Origin of the sequence: Yoonia maritima (assembly GCF_003003285.1) — a bacterium.
Taxonomy (GTDB): domain Bacteria; phylum Pseudomonadota; class Alphaproteobacteria; order Rhodobacterales; family Rhodobacteraceae; genus Yoonia; species Yoonia maritima.
Window position 1 is genome coordinate 183,755 of record NZ_PVTP01000005.1, and the last position, 22,377, is coordinate 206,131.

General features: G+C 54.8%; 19 protein-coding genes. 12 read left to right on the forward strand and 7 right to left on the reverse strand.

The window, feature by feature from the left end; all coding sequences use genetic code 11:
- The first annotated feature begins 34 nt into the window (after nucleotides 1-34).
- Nucleotides 35-727, forward strand: a complete 693-nt coding sequence (locus CLV80_RS09450) for a GntR family transcriptional regulator (protein ID WP_106357337.1) — start codon at nucleotides 35-37, stop codon at nucleotides 725-727.
- The gene (locus tag CLV80_RS09455; RefSeq protein WP_106357339.1) at nucleotides 724-1,620 is read left to right on the forward strand and encodes a sugar kinase; all 897 of its coding nucleotides are present in this window, start codon (nucleotides 724-726) and stop codon (nucleotides 1,618-1,620) included. The genes CLV80_RS09450 and CLV80_RS09455 overlap by 4 nt, the downstream gene beginning before the upstream one ends.
- Here the strand turns inward: CLV80_RS09455 and rhaI are convergent.
- Together rhaI and CLV80_RS09465 are read right to left on the reverse strand one after the other, a co-directional pair.
- Nucleotides 1,617-2,891 carry an L-rhamnose catabolism isomerase gene (gene rhaI / locus CLV80_RS09460; protein WP_106357341.1) on the reverse strand — a complete coding sequence of 425 codons (1,275 nt, stop codon included), beginning with the start codon at nucleotides 2,889-2,891 and terminating at the stop codon, nucleotides 1,617-1,619. The two genes, CLV80_RS09455 and rhaI, sit on opposite strands and share 4 nt — an antisense overlap.
- Before the next feature lie 12 nt (nucleotides 2,892-2,903).
- Nucleotides 2,904-5,006, reverse strand: a complete 2,103-nt coding sequence (locus CLV80_RS09465) for a bifunctional rhamnulose-1-phosphate aldolase/short-chain dehydrogenase (protein ID WP_106357343.1) — start codon at nucleotides 5,004-5,006, stop codon at nucleotides 2,904-2,906.
- A 192-nt stretch (nucleotides 5,007-5,198) separates the two neighbouring features.
- Here CLV80_RS09465 and CLV80_RS09470 point away from each other — a divergent pair, with 192 nt between their 5' ends.
- The 8 genes from CLV80_RS09470 (at nucleotide 5,199) to CLV80_RS09505 (ending at nucleotide 14,825) form a co-directional block, all read left to right on the forward strand.
- Nucleotides 5,199-6,005 carry a DeoR/GlpR family DNA-binding transcription regulator gene (locus CLV80_RS09470; RefSeq protein WP_106357345.1) on the forward strand — a complete coding sequence of 269 codons (807 nt, stop codon included), beginning with the start codon at nucleotides 5,199-5,201 and terminating at the stop codon, nucleotides 6,003-6,005.
- Between the two features lie 29 nt (nucleotides 6,006-6,034).
- Nucleotides 6,035-7,027 (forward strand): rhamnose ABC transporter substrate-binding protein, encoded by a 993-nt coding sequence (gene rhaS, locus CLV80_RS09475; RefSeq protein WP_106357347.1) that lies wholly within the window; start codon nucleotides 6,035-6,037, stop codon nucleotides 7,025-7,027.
- Nucleotides 7,028-7,083: 56 nt separating this feature from the next.
- Nucleotides 7,084-8,634: a sugar ABC transporter ATP-binding protein gene (locus tag CLV80_RS09480; RefSeq protein ID WP_106357350.1), complete on the forward strand. Its 1,551-nt coding sequence runs from the start codon at nucleotides 7,084-7,086 to the stop codon at nucleotides 8,632-8,634.
- The gene (locus CLV80_RS09485; RefSeq protein WP_106357353.1) at nucleotides 8,634-9,614 is read left to right on the forward strand and encodes an ABC transporter permease; all 981 of its coding nucleotides are present in this window, start codon (nucleotides 8,634-8,636) and stop codon (nucleotides 9,612-9,614) included. Before CLV80_RS09480 ends, CLV80_RS09485 begins: the two co-directional genes overlap by 1 nt.
- Nucleotides 9,611-10,615, forward strand: coding sequence for an ABC transporter permease (locus CLV80_RS09490; protein ID WP_106357355.1), 1,005 nt, complete (start codon nucleotides 9,611-9,613; stop codon nucleotides 10,613-10,615). Before CLV80_RS09485 ends, CLV80_RS09490 begins: the two co-directional genes overlap by 4 nt.
- Nucleotides 10,615-10,929: an L-rhamnose mutarotase gene (gene rhaM, locus CLV80_RS09495; protein ID WP_106357357.1), complete on the forward strand. Its 315-nt coding sequence runs from the start codon at nucleotides 10,615-10,617 to the stop codon at nucleotides 10,927-10,929. The genes CLV80_RS09490 and rhaM overlap by 1 nt, the downstream gene beginning before the upstream one ends.
- On the forward strand, nucleotides 10,926-12,296 hold the full coding sequence (locus CLV80_RS09500) for an FGGY-family carbohydrate kinase (protein ID WP_106357359.1): 1,371 nt from the start codon (nucleotides 10,926-10,928) through the stop codon (nucleotides 12,294-12,296). The genes rhaM and CLV80_RS09500 overlap by 4 nt, the downstream gene beginning before the upstream one ends.
- A gap of 84 nt (nucleotides 12,297-12,380) precedes the next feature.
- The gene (locus CLV80_RS09505) at nucleotides 12,381-14,825 is read left to right on the forward strand and encodes a beta-glucosidase (RefSeq protein ID WP_106357361.1); all 2,445 of its coding nucleotides are present in this window, start codon (nucleotides 12,381-12,383) and stop codon (nucleotides 14,823-14,825) included.
- Between the two features lies 1 nt (nucleotide 14,826).
- Here the strand turns inward: CLV80_RS09505 and hglS are convergent, their stop codons facing one another.
- The 5 genes from hglS to CLV80_RS09530 all read right to left on the reverse strand — a co-directional run bounded on the left by hglS (nucleotide 14,827) and on the right by CLV80_RS09530 (nucleotide 20,411).
- Nucleotides 14,827-16,215 (reverse strand): 2-oxoadipate dioxygenase/decarboxylase HglS, encoded by a 1,389-nt coding sequence (hglS, locus tag CLV80_RS09510; RefSeq protein ID WP_106357363.1) that lies wholly within the window; start codon nucleotides 16,213-16,215, stop codon nucleotides 14,827-14,829.
- A 111-nt stretch (nucleotides 16,216-16,326) separates the two neighbouring features.
- Complete coding sequence (locus tag CLV80_RS09515; protein ID WP_106357365.1) at nucleotides 16,327-17,631, reverse strand: TRAP transporter large permease; 1,305 nt, start codon at nucleotides 17,629-17,631, stop codon at nucleotides 16,327-16,329.
- Nucleotides 17,624-18,133 carry a TRAP transporter small permease gene (locus CLV80_RS09520; protein WP_243394489.1) on the reverse strand — a complete coding sequence of 170 codons (510 nt, stop codon included), beginning with the start codon at nucleotides 18,131-18,133 and terminating at the stop codon, nucleotides 17,624-17,626. Before CLV80_RS09520 ends, CLV80_RS09515 begins: the two co-directional genes overlap by 8 nt.
- 3 nt (nucleotides 18,134-18,136) lie before the next feature.
- Nucleotides 18,137-19,108, reverse strand: coding sequence for a TRAP transporter substrate-binding protein (locus CLV80_RS09525; protein WP_106357367.1), 972 nt, complete (start codon nucleotides 19,106-19,108; stop codon nucleotides 18,137-18,139).
- A gap of 118 nt (nucleotides 19,109-19,226) precedes the next feature.
- Nucleotides 19,227-20,411 carry a LysR family transcriptional regulator gene (locus CLV80_RS09530; RefSeq protein WP_106357369.1) on the reverse strand — a complete coding sequence of 395 codons (1,185 nt, stop codon included), beginning with the start codon at nucleotides 20,409-20,411 and terminating at the stop codon, nucleotides 19,227-19,229.
- Between the two features lie 254 nt (nucleotides 20,412-20,665).
- Between CLV80_RS09530 and CLV80_RS09535 the strand changes: the two genes are divergently transcribed.
- Both CLV80_RS09535 and CLV80_RS09540 read left to right on the forward strand, forming a co-directional pair.
- Entirely contained in the window at nucleotides 20,666-21,400 is a 735-nt protein-coding gene (locus tag CLV80_RS09535) for a PIG-L deacetylase family protein (protein WP_106357371.1), read from the forward strand.
- 11 nt (nucleotides 21,401-21,411) lie between these two features.
- Nucleotides 21,412-22,371, forward strand: a complete 960-nt coding sequence (locus CLV80_RS09540; protein WP_207766552.1) for a VOC family protein — start codon at nucleotides 21,412-21,414, stop codon at nucleotides 22,369-22,371.
- Nucleotides 22,372-22,377 lie beyond the last annotated feature (6 nt).

Below are 22,377 nucleotides of genomic sequence, written 5' to 3' on the forward strand. Positions count from 1 at the left end.
TTAGTCTGGTAGATACGTCAAACTGGAAATTGCCATGCCCGCGCTAGCCTCACTTGCCCAACTGCAGACGACGACAGCCACTGATCAGGTGTTTCAGGCACTTTATTCTGCGATCATCACGCTGGAACTTGCGCCGGGCACAAAGGTTTCCGAGGCTGAAATTGCGCGCAATCTTGGCGTTTCTCGGCAGCCGGTACGCGATGCGTTCTATCGACTATCTGAACTCGGCTTTATGTTGATCCGCCCACAACGCGCGACAACGATCACATATATCTCTGAACAAGCGTTGCTGGATGCACGTTTCATCCGCACCGCGCTCGAGGTCGAGTGTATGCGTACTGCTATCTCTAAGATTACAGATGACGATATTCTGCGCCTTGAAGGGCTCATCAATCAGCAAGAGGCCGCGATAAAGACTGACGACAGGTTAGGCTTTCACGCACTCGACGACGAATTCCACGAAGTCATCTGCGAAATTGCGGGGCATCCAAACGCGTGGAACCTGATCCACGAACAAAAGGTCCACCTTGATCGCGTGCGTTACCTGTCCCTTGCATTTGGTGCGCAAAGTGCGCTGGATGATCACCGCGCCATCATGCAGTGCATCCGCGACCGTGATCCGGACGGCGCTGAAAAACAGCTGCGTACGCATCTTTCCCGCATTCTGAACATCCTTGAACAAGTCAGCGCTTCCCACCCAGAGCTGATGGAAAGCCAACAGAAATGACCAATAAGATATTGGCGATCGGCGAATGCATGGTCGAAATGGCCCCGCAAGCGCAAGGTGGCTATGCGATGGGATTTGCTGGCGATACGTTCAATACCGCTTGGTATCTGCGCAAAAACCTACCTGCCGATTGGGAGGTCGCATATCTGACCGGCGTCGGAACAGACGCAATGTCAGAGCAGATGACTAACTTCATCAGTGGCGCAGGCATTACGCCAGAGCTGCTGACGGTGCCGGATCGCACGGTCGGGCTTTATATGATTTCTCTCAAGGACGGCGAACGTAGCTTTAGCTATTGGCGTAGCGTCGCCGCAGCACGCAAGCTGGCGCAGCATCCTGCGCCTATTGATGCGCTGGAAAAGGGTGATGTCGCTTACTTTTCCGGGATCACTGTTGCGATTGTCGAACCCGAGGACCGCCAAGCATTGCTTGATACGCTGTCCGCTGCCCGCGCACGTGGAGTTACCGTCGCGTTTGATCCAAACCTTCGCCCGCGGCTCTGGGCTGGCACCGATGAAATGCGCGACTGGATCATGAAAGCCGCGGCCGTTTCCGACATCGCCCTGCCATCGTTTGAAGATGAAGCAACTGTTTTCGGCGACGCTGACAAGGCCGCGACACTTGCCCGCTATCAAAATGTCGGGGTGACTTGTGTTGTGGTCAAAGACGGACCCGACGATGTTCTGGCGCAAAACGGATCGGCCGCGCCCGTTACGGTAAGCCCCGTGCTGAACCCCGCGCCAGTGGACACCACTGCCGCAGGGGATTCTTTTAACGCAGCCTTCCTTGCCGGTCACTTGCGCGGCGAATATCTGTCACTCGCAATTGCCGCAGGCTGCGCCCTGTCGCACAAAGTTGTGTCGCACAAGGGCGCATTGGTCGACGTAACCTAAACGATCCCACCACCAGCGCCCGAAGACACGGGCCGTGTTTCAGCGACCTGCGCCCGATACCCGGACGCACGGTAAGTCGCGACCGGGTTAATCGCACTGCCCTTTTCAAAACGCGCCATCGCAAGGATCGGCTCGACGTCAGTGCGATAGGCCTGCTTGAGCGTCTCGCTCGCCATCAACGCATCATTCCCATCTTGAAAGCCCGACAACGCATCGCGGTCCACGATCAGCGCTTGTGCATAGGCACGCTGCACTTCGATCGCTGATGACATCAGGCTTTCGATTGGGTCGGTTACGTTGTGGCTTTGGTCAAGCATATGGGCGGGGTTAAATCCTAGGGTACCAGCCGCATCAACCAACTCGTTAAACACAAGAAACAACTGATAAGGGTTGATCGACCCCGTATCGAGATCATCATCACCGTATTTGCTATCGTTAAAATGAAAACCACCCAATTTACCAAACCGGATTAACCGGGCGACGATCATCTCGATGTTCACATTTGGCGCATGGTGCCCCAAATCAACAAGACATTGCGCGCGATCACCCAATTCGGTCGCTATCAGATAGTTGGTGCCCCAGTCTTGAACCACGGTCGAATAAAACGCGGGTTCAAAGATTTTATGCTCAGTCAATAATCGCCAATCATCTGGGATCGCCGCATAGACCTCTTTCGCGCTATCAAGGTAGCGGTCAAACTGGCGAATGAAATGCGCCTGCCCCGGAAAGTTGGAACCATCGCCGACCCAAACCGTCAAAGCCTCTGACCCGATTTTTTGACCCAGTTCGATGCAGTACAGATTATGTTCAATCGCTTGCTGACGGACGGCTTTGTCCGTGTGTGAAAGAGAACCATATTTGTAGCTGTGCGCCTGATCCGGTTGATCCTGAAAGGTGTTCGAATTCATCGCATCGAACGCCAAATTGGTTTCTTCGGCCTTTGCCAACAGATCAGCAGCAGGGGCGTCATCCCACGGGATATGCAGGGACACCTTTGGCGTCGCACCCGTTAGCTGATGAATGACACCGCAGTCATCCATCTTATCAAAGATATTTGCGGGCTCGCCCGCGCCCGGGAACCGGGCAAAGCGGGTGCCGCCGGTGCCGGTGCCCCAAGATGGAATGGCAACGCCGTAATCCGACACCTGTGCCTTGATCGCGGCAATATCGATACCGCGACGATCAAGCTGTTCGCCCAAGGCATCGTAATCCGTACGCAGCGCTGTTTCAGCCTGCGCATTGGCGGCGGAAATGTGGTCAGTCTTAATCATTGTATCCCCCGATCAACGCGTGAACGCTTGGACATTGCCCGCGTCCACGTTGATGATGTTCCCTGTCGACTTTGCACTGACATCGGCGGCAAAGAAATAACACGCCTCTGCAATATCTTCGGGCAGGACCGACCGTTTTAACAACGACCGCTGACGATACATTTCCTCTAGCCCGTCTTTGTCTGTGTCATAGGTCGATGCCCGTTGCGTCAACCATTCGCCTGACCAGATTTTGGACCCTTTCAACACCGCATCAGGGTTCACAACATTCACGCGGATACCATCAGGCGCGCCTTCCAATGCTAAACAGCGGGCAAGGTGAATTTCGCTAGCCTTAGCCGTGCAATAGGCGGATGCGCCCGGCGATGCAGCCAACCCATTCTTGGACGCGACAAAGATCATGGACCCACCGATGCCTTGGGTCTTTAGCAGTTTGAATGCCTCGCGAGCGACAAGGAAATAACCGGTCGAAAGGATCGACATATTCTTGTTCCATAGCTCTAGCGTGGTGTCTTCGACTGTGGCGGATGATGCGATCCCTGCGTTGGACACGACGATATCGACGCCACCGAATTCAACCGCCATATCCGCGTAAGCTTGGGCAACGGCATCTTCCGAGGTGACGTTCATTTCGACGGTGCGCACAACATCAGCACCGTATTTCGCGGCTAAGCCTTCGCTCGTTGAAGCCAATGCATCAGCATCAATATCGGCAAGCACGACACATGCACCGTCCATTAGATACCGTTCGGCCGTTGCGGCCCCGATGCCACCAGCACCCCCAGTCACAATGGCAACGCGGCCAGCCAGCGCTTTTGGTTTTGGCATGCGCTGCAGCTTTGCTTCTTCAAGCAACCAGTATTCGATATCAAACGCCTCTTGCTCGGGCAGACCTTGGTATTCGCTGATTGCGTGTGCGCCGCGCATCACGTTGATCGCATTAACATAGAATTCGCCAGATACGCGCGCCGTCGCCTTGTCCTTCGCGAAGGTGATCATGCCAACGCCGGGCACGAGGTACACAATCGCATTGGGGTCACGCATGCCCGGGCTGTTATCGTGTTTGCAACGTTCGTAATAGGCGGTGTAATCCGCGCGGTAATCAGCGACCATGCCAGCCAAACCCGCCAATGTCCCGTCAATATCAGGGTTCGCTGAATCGAAATCGACAACAAGCGGACGGATCTTAGTGCGCAAAAAATGGTCAGGGCATGACGTGCCCAGCGCCGCCAACGGCTCCATATCATTTGAACCGACAAATTGCAGGACAGCGTCCTGATCATCGAAATGACCAACCTTGTGGCTATCCTCGGAAATCATACCGCGGATCGCGGGCATCAGTGCTGCTGCGACACGACGACGTTCATCCGCAGACAAAGCTGTATGTTTTTGCCCACCGAACGCGGGCACATCCGCCGTCTTATTTTCAAGCCACGCTGTCGCGGTGTTAATCACCTCTAGCGTGGTTTCATAACAAACCTTGGCATCATCATCCCAAGTGAACAAACCATGCGACCCCAGAATGACGCCTTTCGCATTCGGGTTCTTTTCGCAGAAGTCCGACAACCACAAACCCAATTCATAACCGGGGCGCTTCCACGGTAGCCAACCAACGGTATCGCCAAAAATCTCTTGGGTAAGCGCGATACCGTCTTTGGAAGCAGCAATCGCGATGATCGCATCTGAATGCACGTGATCAACATGCTTGCGCGGCACATATGCGTGCAGCGGCGTATCAATCGACGCCGCCCGTGAGTTCAAATTGAACGTACAATGAGGAAGATAGCCGACCATCTCGTCCTCAAATTTGACACCGCGATACAGCCCCTTAAGGGCGTTCAGCTTGTCCATATAAAGCGTTGAAAATCCGTCCATCTTGATCGAACCGATATCACCACCCGACCCTTTGACCCAAAGAACCTCGACCTGATCACCCGTTAGCGGGTCCGTCTCCATGACCTTAGCCGAAGTATTGCCCCCGCCATAATTGGTGACGCGCTTATCGGACCCCAAAAGGTTGGACCGATACAGTAGCTTTTCAGGCTCGGTCATGTTTGAAGCGGTTGCATCGTCCCATAGGTTTTCAAGTCGCGCCTTTGGCGAAGATGTCGGCATGGTTTTCCTCCCATTCGGGACCAGTAATTGGTCACGTTTGCCAGATTACTGCGCGAGATTGAACGTCGCGTCAATCATTTTCAATCATTATCGATCACGCTGCGCCGCAGAAACGATCAATAATGAAAGAAATTGATTGACAATGACTGATTGAATGATTGAAGCTGCGACCAAAGAACGGGACAAAAAACCATGATCGAAAGCGAACGCCACCGCGTTATTCTCTCTGCTGTAGAAGCCCGGCCCGTTGTTACGGTTGCCGAAATGGTTGAACTGACAGACGCGTCAGAAGCCACCGTGCGCCGCGACATCGCCACGCTTCATATGCAGAAAAAGCTGCGCCGCGTGCGGGGTGGGGCAGAATCAATCGCGCCCCCACAATTCGTTGGTCTTAAGGGGCGTCCGTTCGCGATGAACGAAAGCCACAAGATTGCAGAAAAACGCGCAATTGCGAGCGCAGCGGTCGAACTATGCGATGATGGGGATCCGATCATTATCAACGGCGGCACAACAACATTTCAGATGGTGCATCCGCTGGCAAACAAGCGGTGTCTTGTTTTTACAAACTCTTTCCCCATCGCGGAACATCTGCTGCACCAATCCAAGAACACGGTCATGCTGTCGGGCGGCACGATCTATCGCGAACAGAACATCATTCTGTCGCCGTTCGATAATGACGTTACCCGGAACTTTAGCGCCAAGCGCCTATTTCTTGGATGCCAAGGTGTGTCCAAACTAGGCGTGATGGAGCAAGACCCGCTGATCATTCAGGCCGAAAACAAACTGATGGGCCAAGCGGACGAAGTTATATTGCTTGCTGACAGCACAAAATTCAAATCACGGTCTAGCCTCATTTTGTGCGGCCTTGATCAGATTGCCACCATCATTACCGACGACCGGATTGAGGACGCCCATGCCAGCATGATCGACGCGGCCGGTGTCACATTAATTACCGTTACCCCGACCCGTGCCGAGGAGGAAAAGCGCGAAGTGGGATAACGCACGACTGCTCATTAGGGAGGAACAACATGAGCCTATCAAAGAAAATCGCATTGGCCGCTGGCCTTGCGACATCATTCATTGCGACCACAGCTATGGCCGACGACGTGCGTATTGCGCTTGTCGTTAAATCACTGGGCAACGGTTTCTTCGAGGCCGCAGCACGCGGCGCAGAAGAAGCCGCCGGTGAATTGGGTGGGGTAGAAATTATCTATACCGGCCCAACAGACACCACTGCCGAAGGTCAGATCGAAGTCATCAATTCGCTGATTGCGCAGCGCGTTGACGCGATCGCCGTTTCTGCAAACGACCCTGACGCATTGGTACCCGCGCTACAAAAGGCGATGGATCGTGGGATCACAGTTATTTCTTGGGATTCAGGCGTTGCACCTGAAGGCCGCGAAATGCACCTATCACCTTCATCCAACGCGCTGATTGGTCAAACCATCATCAAACTGGCGGCAGATGAAATGCCAGACGGCGGTCAGGTCGCCATTTTGTCAGCAACGTCGACATCGACAAACCAGAACATCTGGATTGATGAAATGAACGCCGTCATGGGCGACTATCCAAACATCGAAGTCGTCGCGACAGTTTACGGCGATGATCTGGCTGACAAATCCTACCGCGAGACTCAGGGACTTATTCAGACCTACCCTGACTTGGATGCAATCATTGCGCCGACCTCTGTCGGTATCGTCGCAGCCGCACAAGCCGTGGCTGACGCAGGCAAAATTGGCGAAGTTAACGTGACCGGTCTTGGTCTTCCGTCGGAAATGGCCGGTGCCATCGAAAGCGGTGCGTCAAAGTCCTTCGCGATCTGGAACCCAGTTGATCTAGGCTATGCGACTACAATGCTGGCCTACAATCTGGCGACAGATGCCGCGACAGCCGCACCGGGTGCAGAAATCGGCATGGGCCGGATGGGCACTGCCACATTGGATGACAATAACGAGGCAGCAATGTCGACGCCGTTCAAATACGACGCCAGCAACATCGACGAATTCAAAAGCGTCTTTTGATTTAACTTGCAGGTCCGGCTTGACTGGGCCTGCATCCATATTCTCAAGTGAACATCATGACTTTGGACAACACCAAGCAGCCAATAGCGGCGCGCGGGGACACGGCTGATCTTGCGCCGGTTCTTACGCTGCGTGGCATCACCAAGACTTTTCCCGGCGTCCGCGCGCTGGGTGGCGTTGATCTGGCGCTTTATTCCGGCCAAGTCACCGCTCTCGTTGGTGAAAACGGCGCAGGGAAATCGACACTCGTAAAGGTGCTAACTGGTATTTACCGCCCAGACGCTGGTGACATTGTCATTGATGATACACCCACTCAATTTCAAACGGCCACCGACGCGTCAGACGCGGGTGTGACAGCGATCCACCAAGAAACGGTGCTTTTTGATGATCTTACGGTCGCTGAAAACATCTTTCTAGGTCACGCTCCACGTACCCGCTGGGGGCTAATTGATTGGGGCACCATGCGCACCCAAGCGACCGAAATCCTGACGCGTATTGGTGCAAATCTGGACCCAGATGCCACCCTGCGGGAATTGGGCATCGCGAACAAACACCTTGTCGCCATCGCACGCGCCTTGTCGGTGCAGGCCCGCGTCGTGGTGATGGACGAACCAACCGCCGCCCTGTCCAGGGCAGAGATCGAAGAGCTGTACGAACTGGTTGATCGCCTGAAATCCGAAGGCAAAGCGATCCTATTCATCAGCCACAAATTTGATGAAATCTTCCGCATCGCCGACCGCTATACCGTGTTCCGCGATGGCGAAATGGTGGGTGCGGGCATGATCGCCGACATCACCGAAAACAAGCTGGTCGAAATGATGGTCGGCCGCCCCGTTGGGCAAGTCTTTCCAACCCGCAGCACAAATATAGGTGACGAAATCCTGCGGGTAGTGGGATATTCCCATCCAACCGAATTCGCCGACATCAATTTCGGCCTGCGCCGAGGCGAGATTTTAGGATTTTACGGGCTGGTTGGTGCTGGTCGTTCCGAATTCATGCAGGCGCTGTTTGGCGTCACAAAGCCATCGAAGGGCGCGATTAAGATCGACGGCAAAATCGCCATCATCCGAAGCCCGAACGAAGCAATAGAACAAGGCATCGTTTACGTCCCCGAGGACCGCGGCAAGCAAGGCGCAATCATTGACTTGCCTATCTTCCAAAACGTGACACTTCCATCGTTGGGGCGGATTTCGGGCAATGGTTTTCTGAAAATGGCCGAAGAATTCAGCCTTGCGCGCAAATACACTGAACGGCTTGATCTTCGTGCGGCTGCGCTTGACCAGAACGTCGGCAATCTATCTGGGGGGAACCAACAAAAAGTGGTCATCGCCAAATGGCTCGCCACATTGCCTAAGGTGATCATCCTAGACGAACCCACCAAAGGCATCGACGTAGGTTCCAAAGCTGCCGTGCATGAATTCATGGCCGAACTAGCAAACGAAGGGCTGTCGGTGATCATGGTTAGCTCTGAGATCCCGGAAATCTTAGGCATGTCCGACCGCGTAATTGTGATGCGCGAAGGCCGGATCGTCGATGAATGCGACCGCAAAGGTCTAACCCCAGAAAAGCTAGTGCGCGCCGCCGCAGGTTACGAGGAGAGCGCCTAATGCTGAAACGTCTAAAATCACGGGAAACGATCCTGCTAGGCGCAATAATCGCGCTGATCGCCTTGGTTGAAACGCGGTTTTCTGGGTTTGCTGCGCCGGGCAATCTGGCAAGCATCTTTAACGACACCTCGATCTTGATGATCCTTGCCTTGGGCCAAATGACGGTCATCTTGACCAAATGCATTGATCTATCGGTCGCGTCAAACCTTGCCCTAACAGGGATGGTCGTTGCGACAATCAACGCCGCAATGCCGGGGATGCCTGTAACGGTTTTGATCCTGATTGCTATCGCACTAGGGATGCTTATGGGGGCATTCAACGGCGTGTTGGTCTGGCTTTTGGACCTGCCTTCAATCGTGGTCACCCTGGGTACGATGACAATCTATCGCGGTGTGATCTTCCTGATCTCAGATGGCGCATGGATCAACGCACATGAAATGAGCGATGGCTTTAAGGCGCTGCCGCGTCATGTGATCCTTGGCCTACCCGTGCTGGGATGGATCGCGATTTTGGTTATCACGCTGTTCGTTCCGTTGATCATGCGCACCCCGATGGGCCGCGCGTTCTATGCCGTTGGTGGAAATCCACATGCAGCGGTTTACACTGGCATTAACGTTGGTCGGACACGGTTCAACAGCTTTGTGCTATCCGGTGGGCTTGCCGGGCTTTGCGGGTATCTTTGGGTGTCGCGTTATGCCGTGGCCTATACGGACGTCGCTGGCGGGTTTGAGTTGGACGTGGTTGCCGCCTGCGTCATTGGAGGCATTTCCATCGCCGGTGGGATCGGTTCCGTTGGTGGTGCAGTTTTGGGCGCGCTATTTCTTGGCGTGATCAAGAACGCACTTCCGGTCGCTGGCATTTCGCCATTCTGGCAGCTTGCCATTTCAGGTGCAGCGATCATCATCGCTGTCGCATTTAACGCCCAGTCTGAACGAACCAAGGGCCGTGTTATCCTCAAATCTGCCGAGGCCACATCATGAGCATTTCCGACACAGCCCAGCGTACGATCCCGAACCGACTGCACAGCCGTGGTTATCGGCTAATCCGATCATGGGAAGTCCTATTGCTAGGCGTCGCGATCATTATCTTTTTCGCCAACACCCAAGCCAGCCCATATTTTCTGGACCCTTGGAACCTAAGCGACGCGAGCTTTAACTTTACCGAAAAAGCCATGATCGCTTTTGCAATGGCGCTGCTGATCATCACCGGTGAAATCGACCTAAGCGTTGCCGGGATTATTGCGCTGTCATCCACTGCGATGGGCTATGCGCTGCAGCTTGGGGCAGGCACGCCAATGCTGGTTCTGATCGGTCTGAGCGTGGGTGTGTTATGCGGCGCGTTCAACGGGGTGCTGATTACCAAGATGGGTTTGCCATCTATCGTCGTCACCATCGGAACCATGAGCCTGTTTCGCGGTATTGCGTATATTGTCTTGGGCGACCAAGCATTCAACGGCTACCCCAGCGACTTTAGCGTCTTCGGGCGGGGCTATGCCTTTGGCGTCATCACATGGGAGATCGTAATTCTCATCGTGCTTGCAATCGCCTTTGGGGTCTTGCTGCATCTGACCAACTTTGGGCGAAAGCTTTATGTCATCGGGAATAATCCCACTGCAGCGTTGTTTTCCGGGGTGAAGGTTCAAAGAACCAAGATGATCTTGTTCCTGCTCACAGGCTTAATGTCCGGCCTTGCAGCTGTTTGCCTCACGTCCCGGCTGGGGTCGACGCGCCCGTCCATCGCATTGGGCTGGGAATTAGAGGTCGTCACGATGGTCGTTCTAGGTGGCATTTCGATCTTAGGCGGGTCAGGTACAATTGTCGGCGTCGTGATCGCGGCCCTTGTCATGGGCATGGTTACATTTGGCCTTGGCCTGTTGAACGTTCCCGGCATCGTCATGTCGATCTTTATCGGTGGACTGCTAATCGGGGTTATTGCCCTACCCCGTTTGATCGGGCTGATCGCCGCACAAAGGAAACGCTGATGGAACGCTACGCCTTTCGCATGACCTTACTTCCCGGCAAGACCGCAGAATACAAACAACGGCACGATGACATCTGGCCAGAGCTATCCGCGCTGCTGACTGAAGCAGGGATCAGTGATTATTCGATCTGGTTAGACGAAGACACCAACGCCTTGTTTGGAATCCTGATGCGTACAAACGATCATGCCATGGACAACCTGCCTGACCACCCTGTTATGCAAAAATGGTGGGCGCATATGGCGGACATCATGGAAACCCACCCATCAAACGAACCCATCGCGATGCCGCTAGAGCCAATGTTTTACATGCCATGACCGACCATCAATTTATTGCTGTCATTGATGTCGGCAAAACAAACGCAAAACTGGCGTTAGTGGATGCCAATACGCTCGACGAAGTTGCGGTTCGAACCCGTCCCAATACCGTCTTGCCGGGACCACCTTGGCCACATTTCGACCTTGAAGGACATTGGGCATTCTTTCTGGATGCCCTTACTGAATTTGGTCAGACACACGCGATTACCGGTATTTCTATCACCACACATGGGGCCGCTGTCGTTCTGTTGGACAAAGACGGTGCACTTGCCGCGCCGATGTTGGACTATGAACATACCGGGCCCGATGACAGGGCAGCTGAATACGACGCAATCCGCCCCGAATTTTCGCAAACGGGTTCGCCACGTCTTCCTATGGGGCTTAACGTTGGGGCGCAGTTGGATTGGCAATTTGCGGTTGACCCAACGCTCTGCGACCGCACGGCGCATATCCTGACCTACCCTCAATACTGGGCATGGCGGCTTACGGATGTCATGGCAACCGAAGTCACATCGCTTGGCTGCCATACTGATCTGTGGAACCCATATGCAGGCGATTTTTCGTCGCTCATCGATACGCTTGGGATCTCGGGAAAACTGCCAGCAGCACAAAAATCAGGGTCTATTGCTGGGCAATTGGCCGATGATATTGCGACGCAGACTGGGCTTTCATCGGATATCCCCGTCGCCTTTGGCATCCACGACAGCAATGCATCACTTTATCCTCATGTGATCGGTCAGGACGGGGCGTTCAGCGTTGTTTCAACCGGAACATGGGTAATTGCCATGGCCGTGGGTGGCGCTCAGGGCACGCTAGACCCGGCGCGCGACACGCTGATCAACGTCAACGCATTAGGCGCAGCAGTTCCATCGGCGCGATTCATGGGGGGACGTTCATTCGAAGAGATCCGAGGCACCTCAACCGCCGACCCCAACGCCCAAGACCGTATGCGCTTAATCGCTGACGGCGTGATGCTTCTACCATCGGTCGTCCAAGGGTCAGGCCCCTACCCAGACCGAATGCACAGCTGGACAGCAGAGCCGAAAACCGACGGCACACGGATGCTAGCCCTATCGTATTATCTGGCCCTCATGACGGACACCTGCCTGAACCTGATTGGCGCGACTGGCCCAACCATCATCGAAGGCCCCTTTGCGCGGAACGCTGATTACCTAGACATGCTGGCAGCGATCCGACCGGACGGCGTATGCGCGTCAGCTGCATCAACGGGAACCAGCGCGGGCAGCGCGTTGCTATTGTTGGACGATGCGACCTATCAATCGCCGCCGAAGGTCACATGCTCCCGCAATGTGGCCGATTTGCAGGCTTACGCCAGCGAATGGCGCGATCACGTCAATCAAGGCTAATGAAATCAGCCAAGCCTTTGTAGCAATTGTCTTTCCTTTAATTCTTCCGCTATCAATTTCCAAACGCTTGGAGGAGCCCGCAATATGACCGTGAATATCGAAACCCTAGTGGATCAAATGACGCTGGAAGAGCAGGTTTCACTGCTGTCAGGCGAAGACCTTTGGTCGATTCCGGCGATAGAACGGCTTGGCCTTAGCAAACTTCGCGTGACTGACGGCCCAAATGGCGCGCGTGGTGGCGGTGATTGGTTCGGCGGCGTCACAGCGGCGGCGTTCCCAGTGGGTATCGCACTTGGTGCTACATGGAACCCCGAACTCGCGTATGAAGTCGGCGCAGCGCTAGCCAAGGAAACCAAATCAAAATGTGCGCATGTGCTGCTTGCCCCAACAATCAACATCCATCGGTCCGTCACCAATGGTCGCAACTTTGAATGCTTTGCCGAAGATCCTGAACTCACGGCATCGCTCACTGTTTCATATATTCATGGGCTTCAGGACAACGGGATTGCAGCGACGCCGAAACACTTTGCCGGGAATGAATCCGAAATTCAGCGTACGACGATGAATTCAGAGGTCGACGAACGCACCTTGCGCGAAGTCTATCTTCGCCCGTTTGAGGCGGCGGTAAAAGACGGCAACGCCTGGGCGATGATGTCTTCATACAACCGATTGAACGCCGACTATACATCCGAGAACACTTGGCTGCTGACCGACGTTCTACGTGGCGACTGGGATTATGACGGCATTGTCATGTCCGATTGGTTTGGGTCCCACACAACCGCCGAAACCGTAAATGCAGGGCTTGATCTGGAAATGCCCGGACCACCCCGTGACCGAGGCGACAAGCTGGTTACAGCCGTAAAAGAAGGCGCTGTTACACCCGAAATGATCCGCACCCGCGCGCTGAATATGTTGCGCCTGATGGAACGCACCGGGGCGCTTACCGATAAAACTCCTTACGCAGAAAAGTCAGAGGACCTACCAGAAACCCGCGCGCTTATCCGGCGCGCAGGGGCTGAAGGTACGGTTTTGTTAAAGAACGAAAAAATCCTGCCGCTGACGGCAAAGCCCGGCAAGATTGCAGTCATCGGACCAAACGCGGCCGAGGCGCAGATCATGGGTGGCGGATCGTCGTTCATCAACGCCCATTATCGTGTTTCGCCGCTCGAGGCGCTGACCGAACGATTTGGCGCCGACAACATCATCCACGCACCGGGATGTCATAACCATCGGTGGGAACCCTTGTTCATTGGCGATGTCAGCGTTGATTTCTTTGATAATGGCGATCTTTCCGGTGACCCGGTCGCGACGCAAACGTTAGGCCAGACACAGACCTTCTGGATGCCGCCCATTGGTGAAGGCAAGGTTGACCCCACAGGTTTCTCGGCCCGGATTAGCTGGACTTACACGCCCGATGCATCAGGTCAGCACCGGTTCGGGCTTCACGCGACTGGCCGCAGTAAGCTATTCGTTGATGGCAAGCTTGTTGTAAACGCGGCCGATGGTTGGACACGCGGTCGTACCTTCTTTGAGGAAGGCTGCGACGAGATCGTGGAAGAGGCTGACCTGATTGCAGGACAATCCTATGCGGTCACCGTGGAATTCGTCGCGCGCAAAGGCGAGATGCTTGATCTGTCGGCCTTCCGCGCTGGCGTTGGGCGACCGCTGCCAGACGACGCGATCGCACTAGCAGCCAATGCCGCCAAAGAAGCCGACACAGCGATTGTATTCGTCGGGAGGTCTGGGGAATGGGACACCGAAGGTTCCGACCTAGAACACATCACTTTGCCCGGTGCCCAAGACGAACTGGTCGCTGCCGTTCTGGCCGCAAACCCGAATGCGGTCATTGTGTTGCAAACGGGTGGCCCGGTTGAAATGCCTTGGGTGGATCAAGCCAAGGCCGTTTTGCAAGCATGGTACCCCGGTCAAGAAACAGGCAATGCGATCACTGACGTATTGTTCGGCGATGTTGAACCGGGCGGTCGCCTACCGCAGACTTTCCCTGTGCGCTGGCAAGACAACCCGACATGGTCACAAGACCCCGAGATCTATCCCGGCCTAGACGGCAAAGTCCGTTACGAGGAAGGCGTGTTCATCGGCTACCGGCACTATGACAAACATGGGATCGCACCACTGTTCCCGTTTGGCCATGGGTTAGGGTATACCGAATTCGCCCTGTCTGATTGCATTGTCAAAGCTGTGGGTGGCGGCGCGCACGTGACTGTCACACTGACCAACACAGGCGACCGAAGCGGCGCTACTGTCGTGCAGGTTTACGTTGGCGATAAGGCGTCGAGCATCTTGCGGCCCGTCAAAGAGCTAAAAACCTTTGCGAAGGTTTCGTTAGCGCCGGGCGAAAGCCAACAGGTCGATCTTGATCTGAATGGTCGCGATTTTGCGTATTTCGATGTCGATGCCGCGCTTTGGCGGGTTGAGGCAGGCGAATTTGATATCGCGGTCGGTTTTTCGGCCACAGACATCGCCTGCACCGCGCAAATTACGATGCAGGCAACGACCTACGAAAAGTGACCTAAGCCGATTGGCCTGCCTTGCGAATTTGGTCGAGGCAGGCCGACAGCGAAGCGTCCTCGATCTGTTGATAAAGCGCGAATTCATCGGCCACGGAAGTGCCCAGTGCCTTTTCGAATTCGGCTTTGCTAGATGCGCTGTGGCTATCCTGCCCTGCATCATCGCCAAGGTTTGATTGGAATATGCCTGCTGCGCTGACTGGCAGGAAATCTTCGTAGATGATCGGGCTTAGGGTTAGCACACCTTCATCTAGCAGCGCGACTGTATCCAGATCGCGCGTGGTGTCAGGAATGTGGTCGATTGAGAATTTGAAATGGGCCAAGCCCTGATCATACATGCCACGCCAATCGTCTGGGAAAACTTTGAACGCATCTGACAACGCGGCCATATATGCGGCAGCGTTCGATCCATCGCCTGCAGGCAGTATTTCGGCGCGAACTGCTGCAAGCGTCCGATCATAAAGATCGCGACCCTTAGGTGTCAGGGCGACGCCGCGTTGCTCGATCTCTCCGAAACGGGCGGTGTGGCTACCAACGGTCGCTGTACCATCCGCTGATGGAAATTTCACAGGCTCCTCTAGTGCCTTGAACGATGTCTGCCGCAGCAAGATGGGGCAGTCACGGCGTGGCGGGCCTTCAACGACGGCTTTGGCAGGCAGGCCGCGTTCGACCATGCCGACCTGGGCGGCATCAATATCCAACGTGCGGGGTGTAAGGTGATTGATATGCGGCCCCTTAAACGAAACCACATCCGCGATGAGGCGGTGGGCGGAGTTCAGTTGATTGAACGTGTCGATATCGACGCAAGCGTCAGCATGCCAACGAAATGTTTCCAACACCTCAGCCACGAATTTTGTCGCGTCTTCGGATGACAGCCCGCCTTGGGCCTCTGCTTTTTCGGTCAGGGCGACGGCGCCAGCGGTGAAAATTTGCCGCTTTGCCAAAATGGCCGCGGCTTGCGCGCGCAGCGTATCATCTGTGATCAGTTCTAGGCGCAACAGCGAAGTAAACACCCGGAACGGATTGGCCGCCAGTGCGGCGCGGGTCGTTGGGCGAAAGGCAGTCGAATGCACAGGCACCGCAGCCGCCGACAGGTCGTAATAGCCCACGGGGTACATCCCCATGACCGCGAAAACGCGTGCCATCATTGCCAGTTCATCCGCTGTGCCCAGACGGATCGCACCGTGCCGTTCTTCGGAAATGCGTGTGGTGTCTTCGTCAGGTGTGAGATTCAACCCTGCCGCCGATGGCCCATTCAGGGTCGCGGCATTTGTGTCCTGAACAATCTCTAGCAGGTCGCCATAGGCTGGGACCTCTGTCCGGTACATCGCAGACATCGCCGCTGAAAAATCAGCGCGGATCGTGTCAGGTTGTGCAAAATTCTGGGTCATCACGATTCATCCTTGCATTCAACGACCGGGCCAAACGAATGGCCACGGTCATTTGTAAATCATGCTTTGATGACGCTGAATAGTCTTGTGACGTGAGACCTATTAACCCAGCTACCCAAACATAGAGTTTGGGATCGCGAGCGCGATTTGCGGGAACAGGATGATCAGGACCAAAGTCACAATCATAGCGATCAGAAACGGGGTAACGCCCTTAAAGATCGTATGCAGCGGGATGTCTTCGGCGACGCTACGCACGACAAAGACGTTCAACCCCACAGGTGGTGTAATCATACCCATTTCGATCACGATCACCGCAATCACGCCAAACCAAATTGGATCAAAGCCAAGGCCAAGAATAATCGGATAGTAGATCGGAATGGTTACAACCAGCATCGCCAACCCATCCAAAAACATACCCAAAACAACATAGCTTAGTAAGATCAGCACCAGCGTTCCATACGGCCCAAGTCCAAAGGAGGTCAGCATATTGCTAAGCGCAAGCGGGATATCCGTGATAACCAAGAACGGGTTCAGCACGTTCGCCCCAACAACGATCATGTACAGCATTGCCGATGTTTTGACGGTGTCACCAATCGCGCTGACAAAACCTGTGCATGATAGGCTTCCGGTAAGCAACGCAATCAAGATCACTAGCCCTGCGCCGACGCCGGATGCTTCGACCGGGGTGAAAACACCCAAGTAAATGCCACCGATTGAGATCATGATGACCCCAATCAAAGGTGCAGCGCGGCCAAACAAACGAAGACGTTCCGCGAGTGGCTTGGCTTCGCCGCGTGGGCCAGCATTTGGGTTGCGCAACGTGACAATCCAAATCGCCATGATGAACAGACTGCTCATGAGCAAACCGGGCAGTATACCTGCCATAAACAAGCGTCCAATCGATTCCTCAGTCAGGATCGCGTAGATAACAAAGCCTGTCGAAGGGGGGATCAGGAAACCCAATGTACCGCCCGCAGCAATGGCGCCCGTCGATAGGCCCGGACCGTATCCAAGCCGCTTCATCTCGGGCAGGGCAACACGGCCGATGGTCACCGCAGTCGCGACTGACGATCCCGACACAGCCGAAAACGCGGCACACCCGATAACAGACGCAGATGCCAATCCGCCCCGAAATCTCCCGACCCAAGCATGGGCGGCATCATAAAGGGCGCGGCTAAATCCAGCCTCTGACGCGATGTTGCCAAGCAGGACAAACATCGGAACGACAATCAGGTTGTAACTGCTGATCGACGAATAGGTTTCGGTGAACATAATCGCGGTCGCGCGGCGTAATCCGTCAAGATACCAAACCCCGAAAAAGCCAGTCAAAAACATGGCAAAGGCAACAGGTGTCCGCAGGATCATCAGCCCAAACAGTGCGCCGATCCCAAAGATCCCAATAGCTAGGTCAGTCATCTATCGTCTTCCATCCGAAAATCAGCGCAATCATTTGCGCTGCAAACACAATCGCGCACAGCGCCATACCCGCACAGATCGCCCCGTAAACGGGCCACAGCGGCAGTTCGAGCATGTTGGTCACATCACCAAATTCGATAGCCTCGGCCGCCTTTTTCCACGCCTGACCGCACAGCACATACAGCGCGATAATCGACAGTGTTCGGGACATAAGATCACCAAACAAGCGGCCCCAACGGCCGAGCGGTTTATCAAAAAGGTCCACCCGGACATGCGAGCCGGTGTAGGTCGCATAAGGAAGCGCCATCATGACCAACGCAACAGCGACCAGTTGGACGATTTCGTTCACCCCAAGCAGCGGCGCGCCAAAAACGTACCGCAAGATCACGCCAGTGCTGACGACAATCACCATGGCAATAAGGCAGATGCCGGCCCCGATGGCCAGCAATCCGGGAACCCAGGCGGACCACGCCGCCCAAGTTGATTTACTGAAACGCGACACGGTTTATTCCGCTGTCAGTGCGTCGACGACCGCTTGTGCAGCGTCGCCGGTATCGGCCACAACCTGATCCACAATCGGTGCAGACAATACGTTGAACGCTGCGGCTTCGTCATCGCTTAGGCGAACGACTTCGCCGCCCATTTCTTCGAATGCGACGATCCCGCCTTCGGCGACGGTTAGCTGGGTGGTGTTCGCCAGCACGGATGCCTCTTTGCCAGCCTCAACCACGGCGGCTTGGGCATCGTCAGACAGACCACGGAATGCATCACGGTTCATCACGATGAAGAACGGCGAATTCGTCGCCTCGAACCCAAGGGTCAGATAATTGGCGACTTCACCCAAACGGAAAGCGCGGGTGGCGGTTGTGTCGATCATCGCACCGTCAATCACGCCGGTTTGCATCGCATTGTAAATCTCGGTCACGGGCATGGATACTGGGTTACCACCCCATGCTTCGACCTGAAGGCCCGCGTTTCGTGACGGCACCCGAATATTCATCCCTGCAACGTCCGCAGGGCTATGAACAGCAACATCACGCGTGTACAGGACGTTTGGCGCGCTGGACCAAAGCGAAACCAGCTGCACGCGGCGGTATTCGTCTTTGAATAGATCAATGTTTTCCCACAGATCTGCGGTACCCGTTTCGGTGTTGATCACACCGGGCAATTCAGCGGTTAGCGTCAGAGGAAAGTTCGACGCGGTGTAACCGGGCAAACCGATCGCAAAATCGGCGACACCGTCAACAGCACGGTTGTATTGTTCGACCGGACCCGGCCCAAGTTCACCGCCAGAATAAAGGCGCACGGTCACGTCGCCGCCAGTCTTTTCGCCAACCAAGTCAGCGAACGGCTGAAACGCACCTGACACATATGGGTGACCTGGTGGCATAAAATTGGCAAAGCTTAGTTCTTCGGCAACTGCGTTCGTCGCCCACAAAGCGACAACGGCAGTGGCAATAGGTGTAGTTAGGCGCATGTTTCTTCCTCCCGAAAATTCACGATGTACGAGGTTCAGCTCGCACGCATGCGCATCTTATGTCAGCGCATCCAGTACCAACGCGAATTCAAAGCCAGAGGAACAGCATAAGTATCCGCTATAGCCTGTCCGAAACTGCGGCGGCGCGGCGCACAAGTTCCAATAGCAACGCTTGGGCTTTGGTCGGGACCCACCCGATCCGATAAGTCAGGCCAATTGGGCGACCTTTCCAATTTGTGTCGACAGCCAACGCGATCAGCAAACCACGTAAAGTTTCAGCTTCTGCCTGCTTTTCAGAAATACAGCCCAACATATCGCTACGTTGCAAAATTTCACGCATCAAAAGAATGGAGCCACACTCAAGAATGCTGCCGGGCGCATCAATATGAGCCAATGCAAACAAGTCATCAAATTGGGTTCGACTTGGCGTACCCTGACGCGGCACCGCCCACTGCTGTTTTGCAAGAACATCCAGCCCAATATCTGCATTGTTTGCCAATGGGTGCGCAGGCCGCGCCAAAATCGCCATCTTATCTGAAAACAGCTGCTCTTGCTCGACATCACTAATTGGCAAAGGATCACGCAAAGCGCCGATCATAAAATCTATTTCGCCAGAACGAACCCCGCCCAATAGATCATCATAAGTCCCATCCAATACGGTCACCGGCTGCATCGACCGCAGCGCACGAAACTGGGCCAATGCCTGCGGCAGCACGACAGACCGCGACAACGGCAGTGACCCCACAACAATTGTTCCAACTTCGCGTCCGTCAAATTCACCTAGATCTGCTTCGGTTTGATCAAACTCAGAAAACGCCAACTGCGCAGCCTTTGCCAAATCACGGCACGGACGTGTGGCGACCAGACCGAATGTCGTGCGCTCGAATAATGGGCGGGCGGCCTCTTGCTCGATCTGCGTGATAGCACGGTGCACTGTGGGCTGTGCCAACCCCAGATTACGTGCAGCTAAGGTAAAGTTTTGTGCATCAACAACCGCAATGAGCGCCTGCAACTGCGCAACGGTAGCCGTCACGATTAAACGCGGTGACACCTCTGCTAATGCTGCATCCAATCGCTGCATCGCGCGGCGCAAGCGCAATTCGAATAATGCGCCGCGCTCGGTCAAAAAGAATCCGTGACGTGTACGGTCAAAAAGTTCGCCACCCGCCTCTCGTTCGAGCTTAGCCAACGATTGGGTCACGGCGGGTTGCGACACATTACACCGCGCCGCTGCTATAGTTGGCGAACGCGAAGTGGCAACGGCAAGAAACACCCGAAAGTGACGGAGATTTCGCGAAATCATAGCTTGTGGCCCAAACCGTAATCTGGCGCAGGATGCGTTACAGAACCTAATTCAAGTATCGTGCTACTTTTCACTAAATTACTCCCCTGCGATACCGAAACACTATGCGTATCCACCCAAACAAGCCTGCCATCCGAGGGCCACCATGACCATACACTATAGCAAATTCTTATCCTGATAGACGGCCTTCAAAATTGTTTTGCCGGGGATTGCCATGTGACAGTCGGACAAACACGATTTTTCGGAGCAATTCCATGACCACCCAAAAGAAGACCGCCCTCGTTATCTCGGCCCATGCCGCTGACTTTGTCTGGCGTTGCGGCGGCGCAATCGCGCTGCACGCTGACCTTGGCTACGAAGTCACCGTTGCCTGCCTTTCATTCGGCGAACGCGGTGAAAGCGCGCGTCTGTGGAAAGAAGGCAAATCACTCCAAGAAGTCAAAGACATCCGTCGTGCAGAGGCCGAAGCCGCCGCTGACGCGCTTGGTGCGCACCACTTGGAATGCTTTGACTTGGGGGATTATCCGCTCGAGCTTGATAAGGACGACAAGTTCAAACTCGTCGACCTTATCCGAAAGGTGCAGCCGTCATTCATGATAAGCCACAGCCAATACGACCCCTACAACACCGACCACATGTATATGACGCAGGTCGCGCTTGAATGCCGAATGATCGCGCAAGCGTGGGGCCACAACCCCGGTGAAAAGGTTCTTGGTGCGCCACAGCTATACCTGTTTGAACCGCATCAGACCGAACAGATGGGTTGGAAGCCAGATACGTTCCTCGACATCACGCCGGTCTGGGACAAGAAACGCAAAGCGATGGAATGTAATCAAGGTCAGGTCCACCTGTGGGACTATTACACCCGCGTCGCCCAGCAGCGTGCGAACCACTTTAAGCGTAACTCTGGCGGCCAATCTGGCGGACGCGATTGCCAATACGCCGAAGGGTTCCAATCAATTTTTCCACGCACCGTAGACGAGCTGTAAGGTCGACACGTATGACAGACATGACAAATCAATCATTCGATTTGGCCCACTTGGGCCACGTCGAAATGCTGACCGACAAATTCGAAGAAAGCCTTGATTTCTTTACTCGCGTTTATGGCCTCAAACTCTCAGGGCAGGACGAAACATCGGCATATCTTCGGGCGTGGGATGACTATGAATTCGCAACGCTCAAACTGACCAAGGCGGACACCACTGGGGTCGGCCACATTGGTTACCGTGCTGCATCACCCGAAGCGTTAGAGCGTCGCGTCAAAGTGATTGAGGAAAGCGGATATAAGGTCCACGGCTGGAACGATGGCGATCTTAGCCACGGGCGGGCCTTCCGTTTCGAAGACCCCTTTGGCCATGTATTCGAAATTTACTACGATACTGTTTGGTTCGAAGCCAAAGGCGATGACGTTGCCGCACTGAAAAATACGGCCTCTGCGTTCGAAGGTGCCGCGCCGCGCCGGGTCGACCACTTGAACCTGCTTTCCAGTGATGTGACTGAATTCAAGCGGTTCATGGAGACCTGCCTTGGATCACGTGTCACAGAATACATTGAGTTAGACAACGGGCGCATTGGCGGCTGCTGGTTCACCGTGAATAACAAGACCTACGATCTGGCCTGCACCGAAGAACAAGGCGGCGGCAACGCGCGACTGCACCACGTGACCTATGCCACGGACCAACGCGAAGACATCCTGCGTGCCGCTGACATCTTTTTGCAAAACGGTGTCCATATCGAAACTGGCCCGCATAAACACGCCATTCAAGGGACGTTCTTTCTGTACGTCTGGGAACCTGCGGGGAACCGCGTGGAATTGGCGAATGCGGGCGCACGCCTGATCATGGCACCCGATTGGAAGCCAATAAAATGGACACAAGCAGACCGCATGAAAGGTCAGGCTTGGGGCTTGAAGACCATCGAAAGCTTCCACACCCACGGCACGCCGCCGGTTAAGAAATAAGGAAAC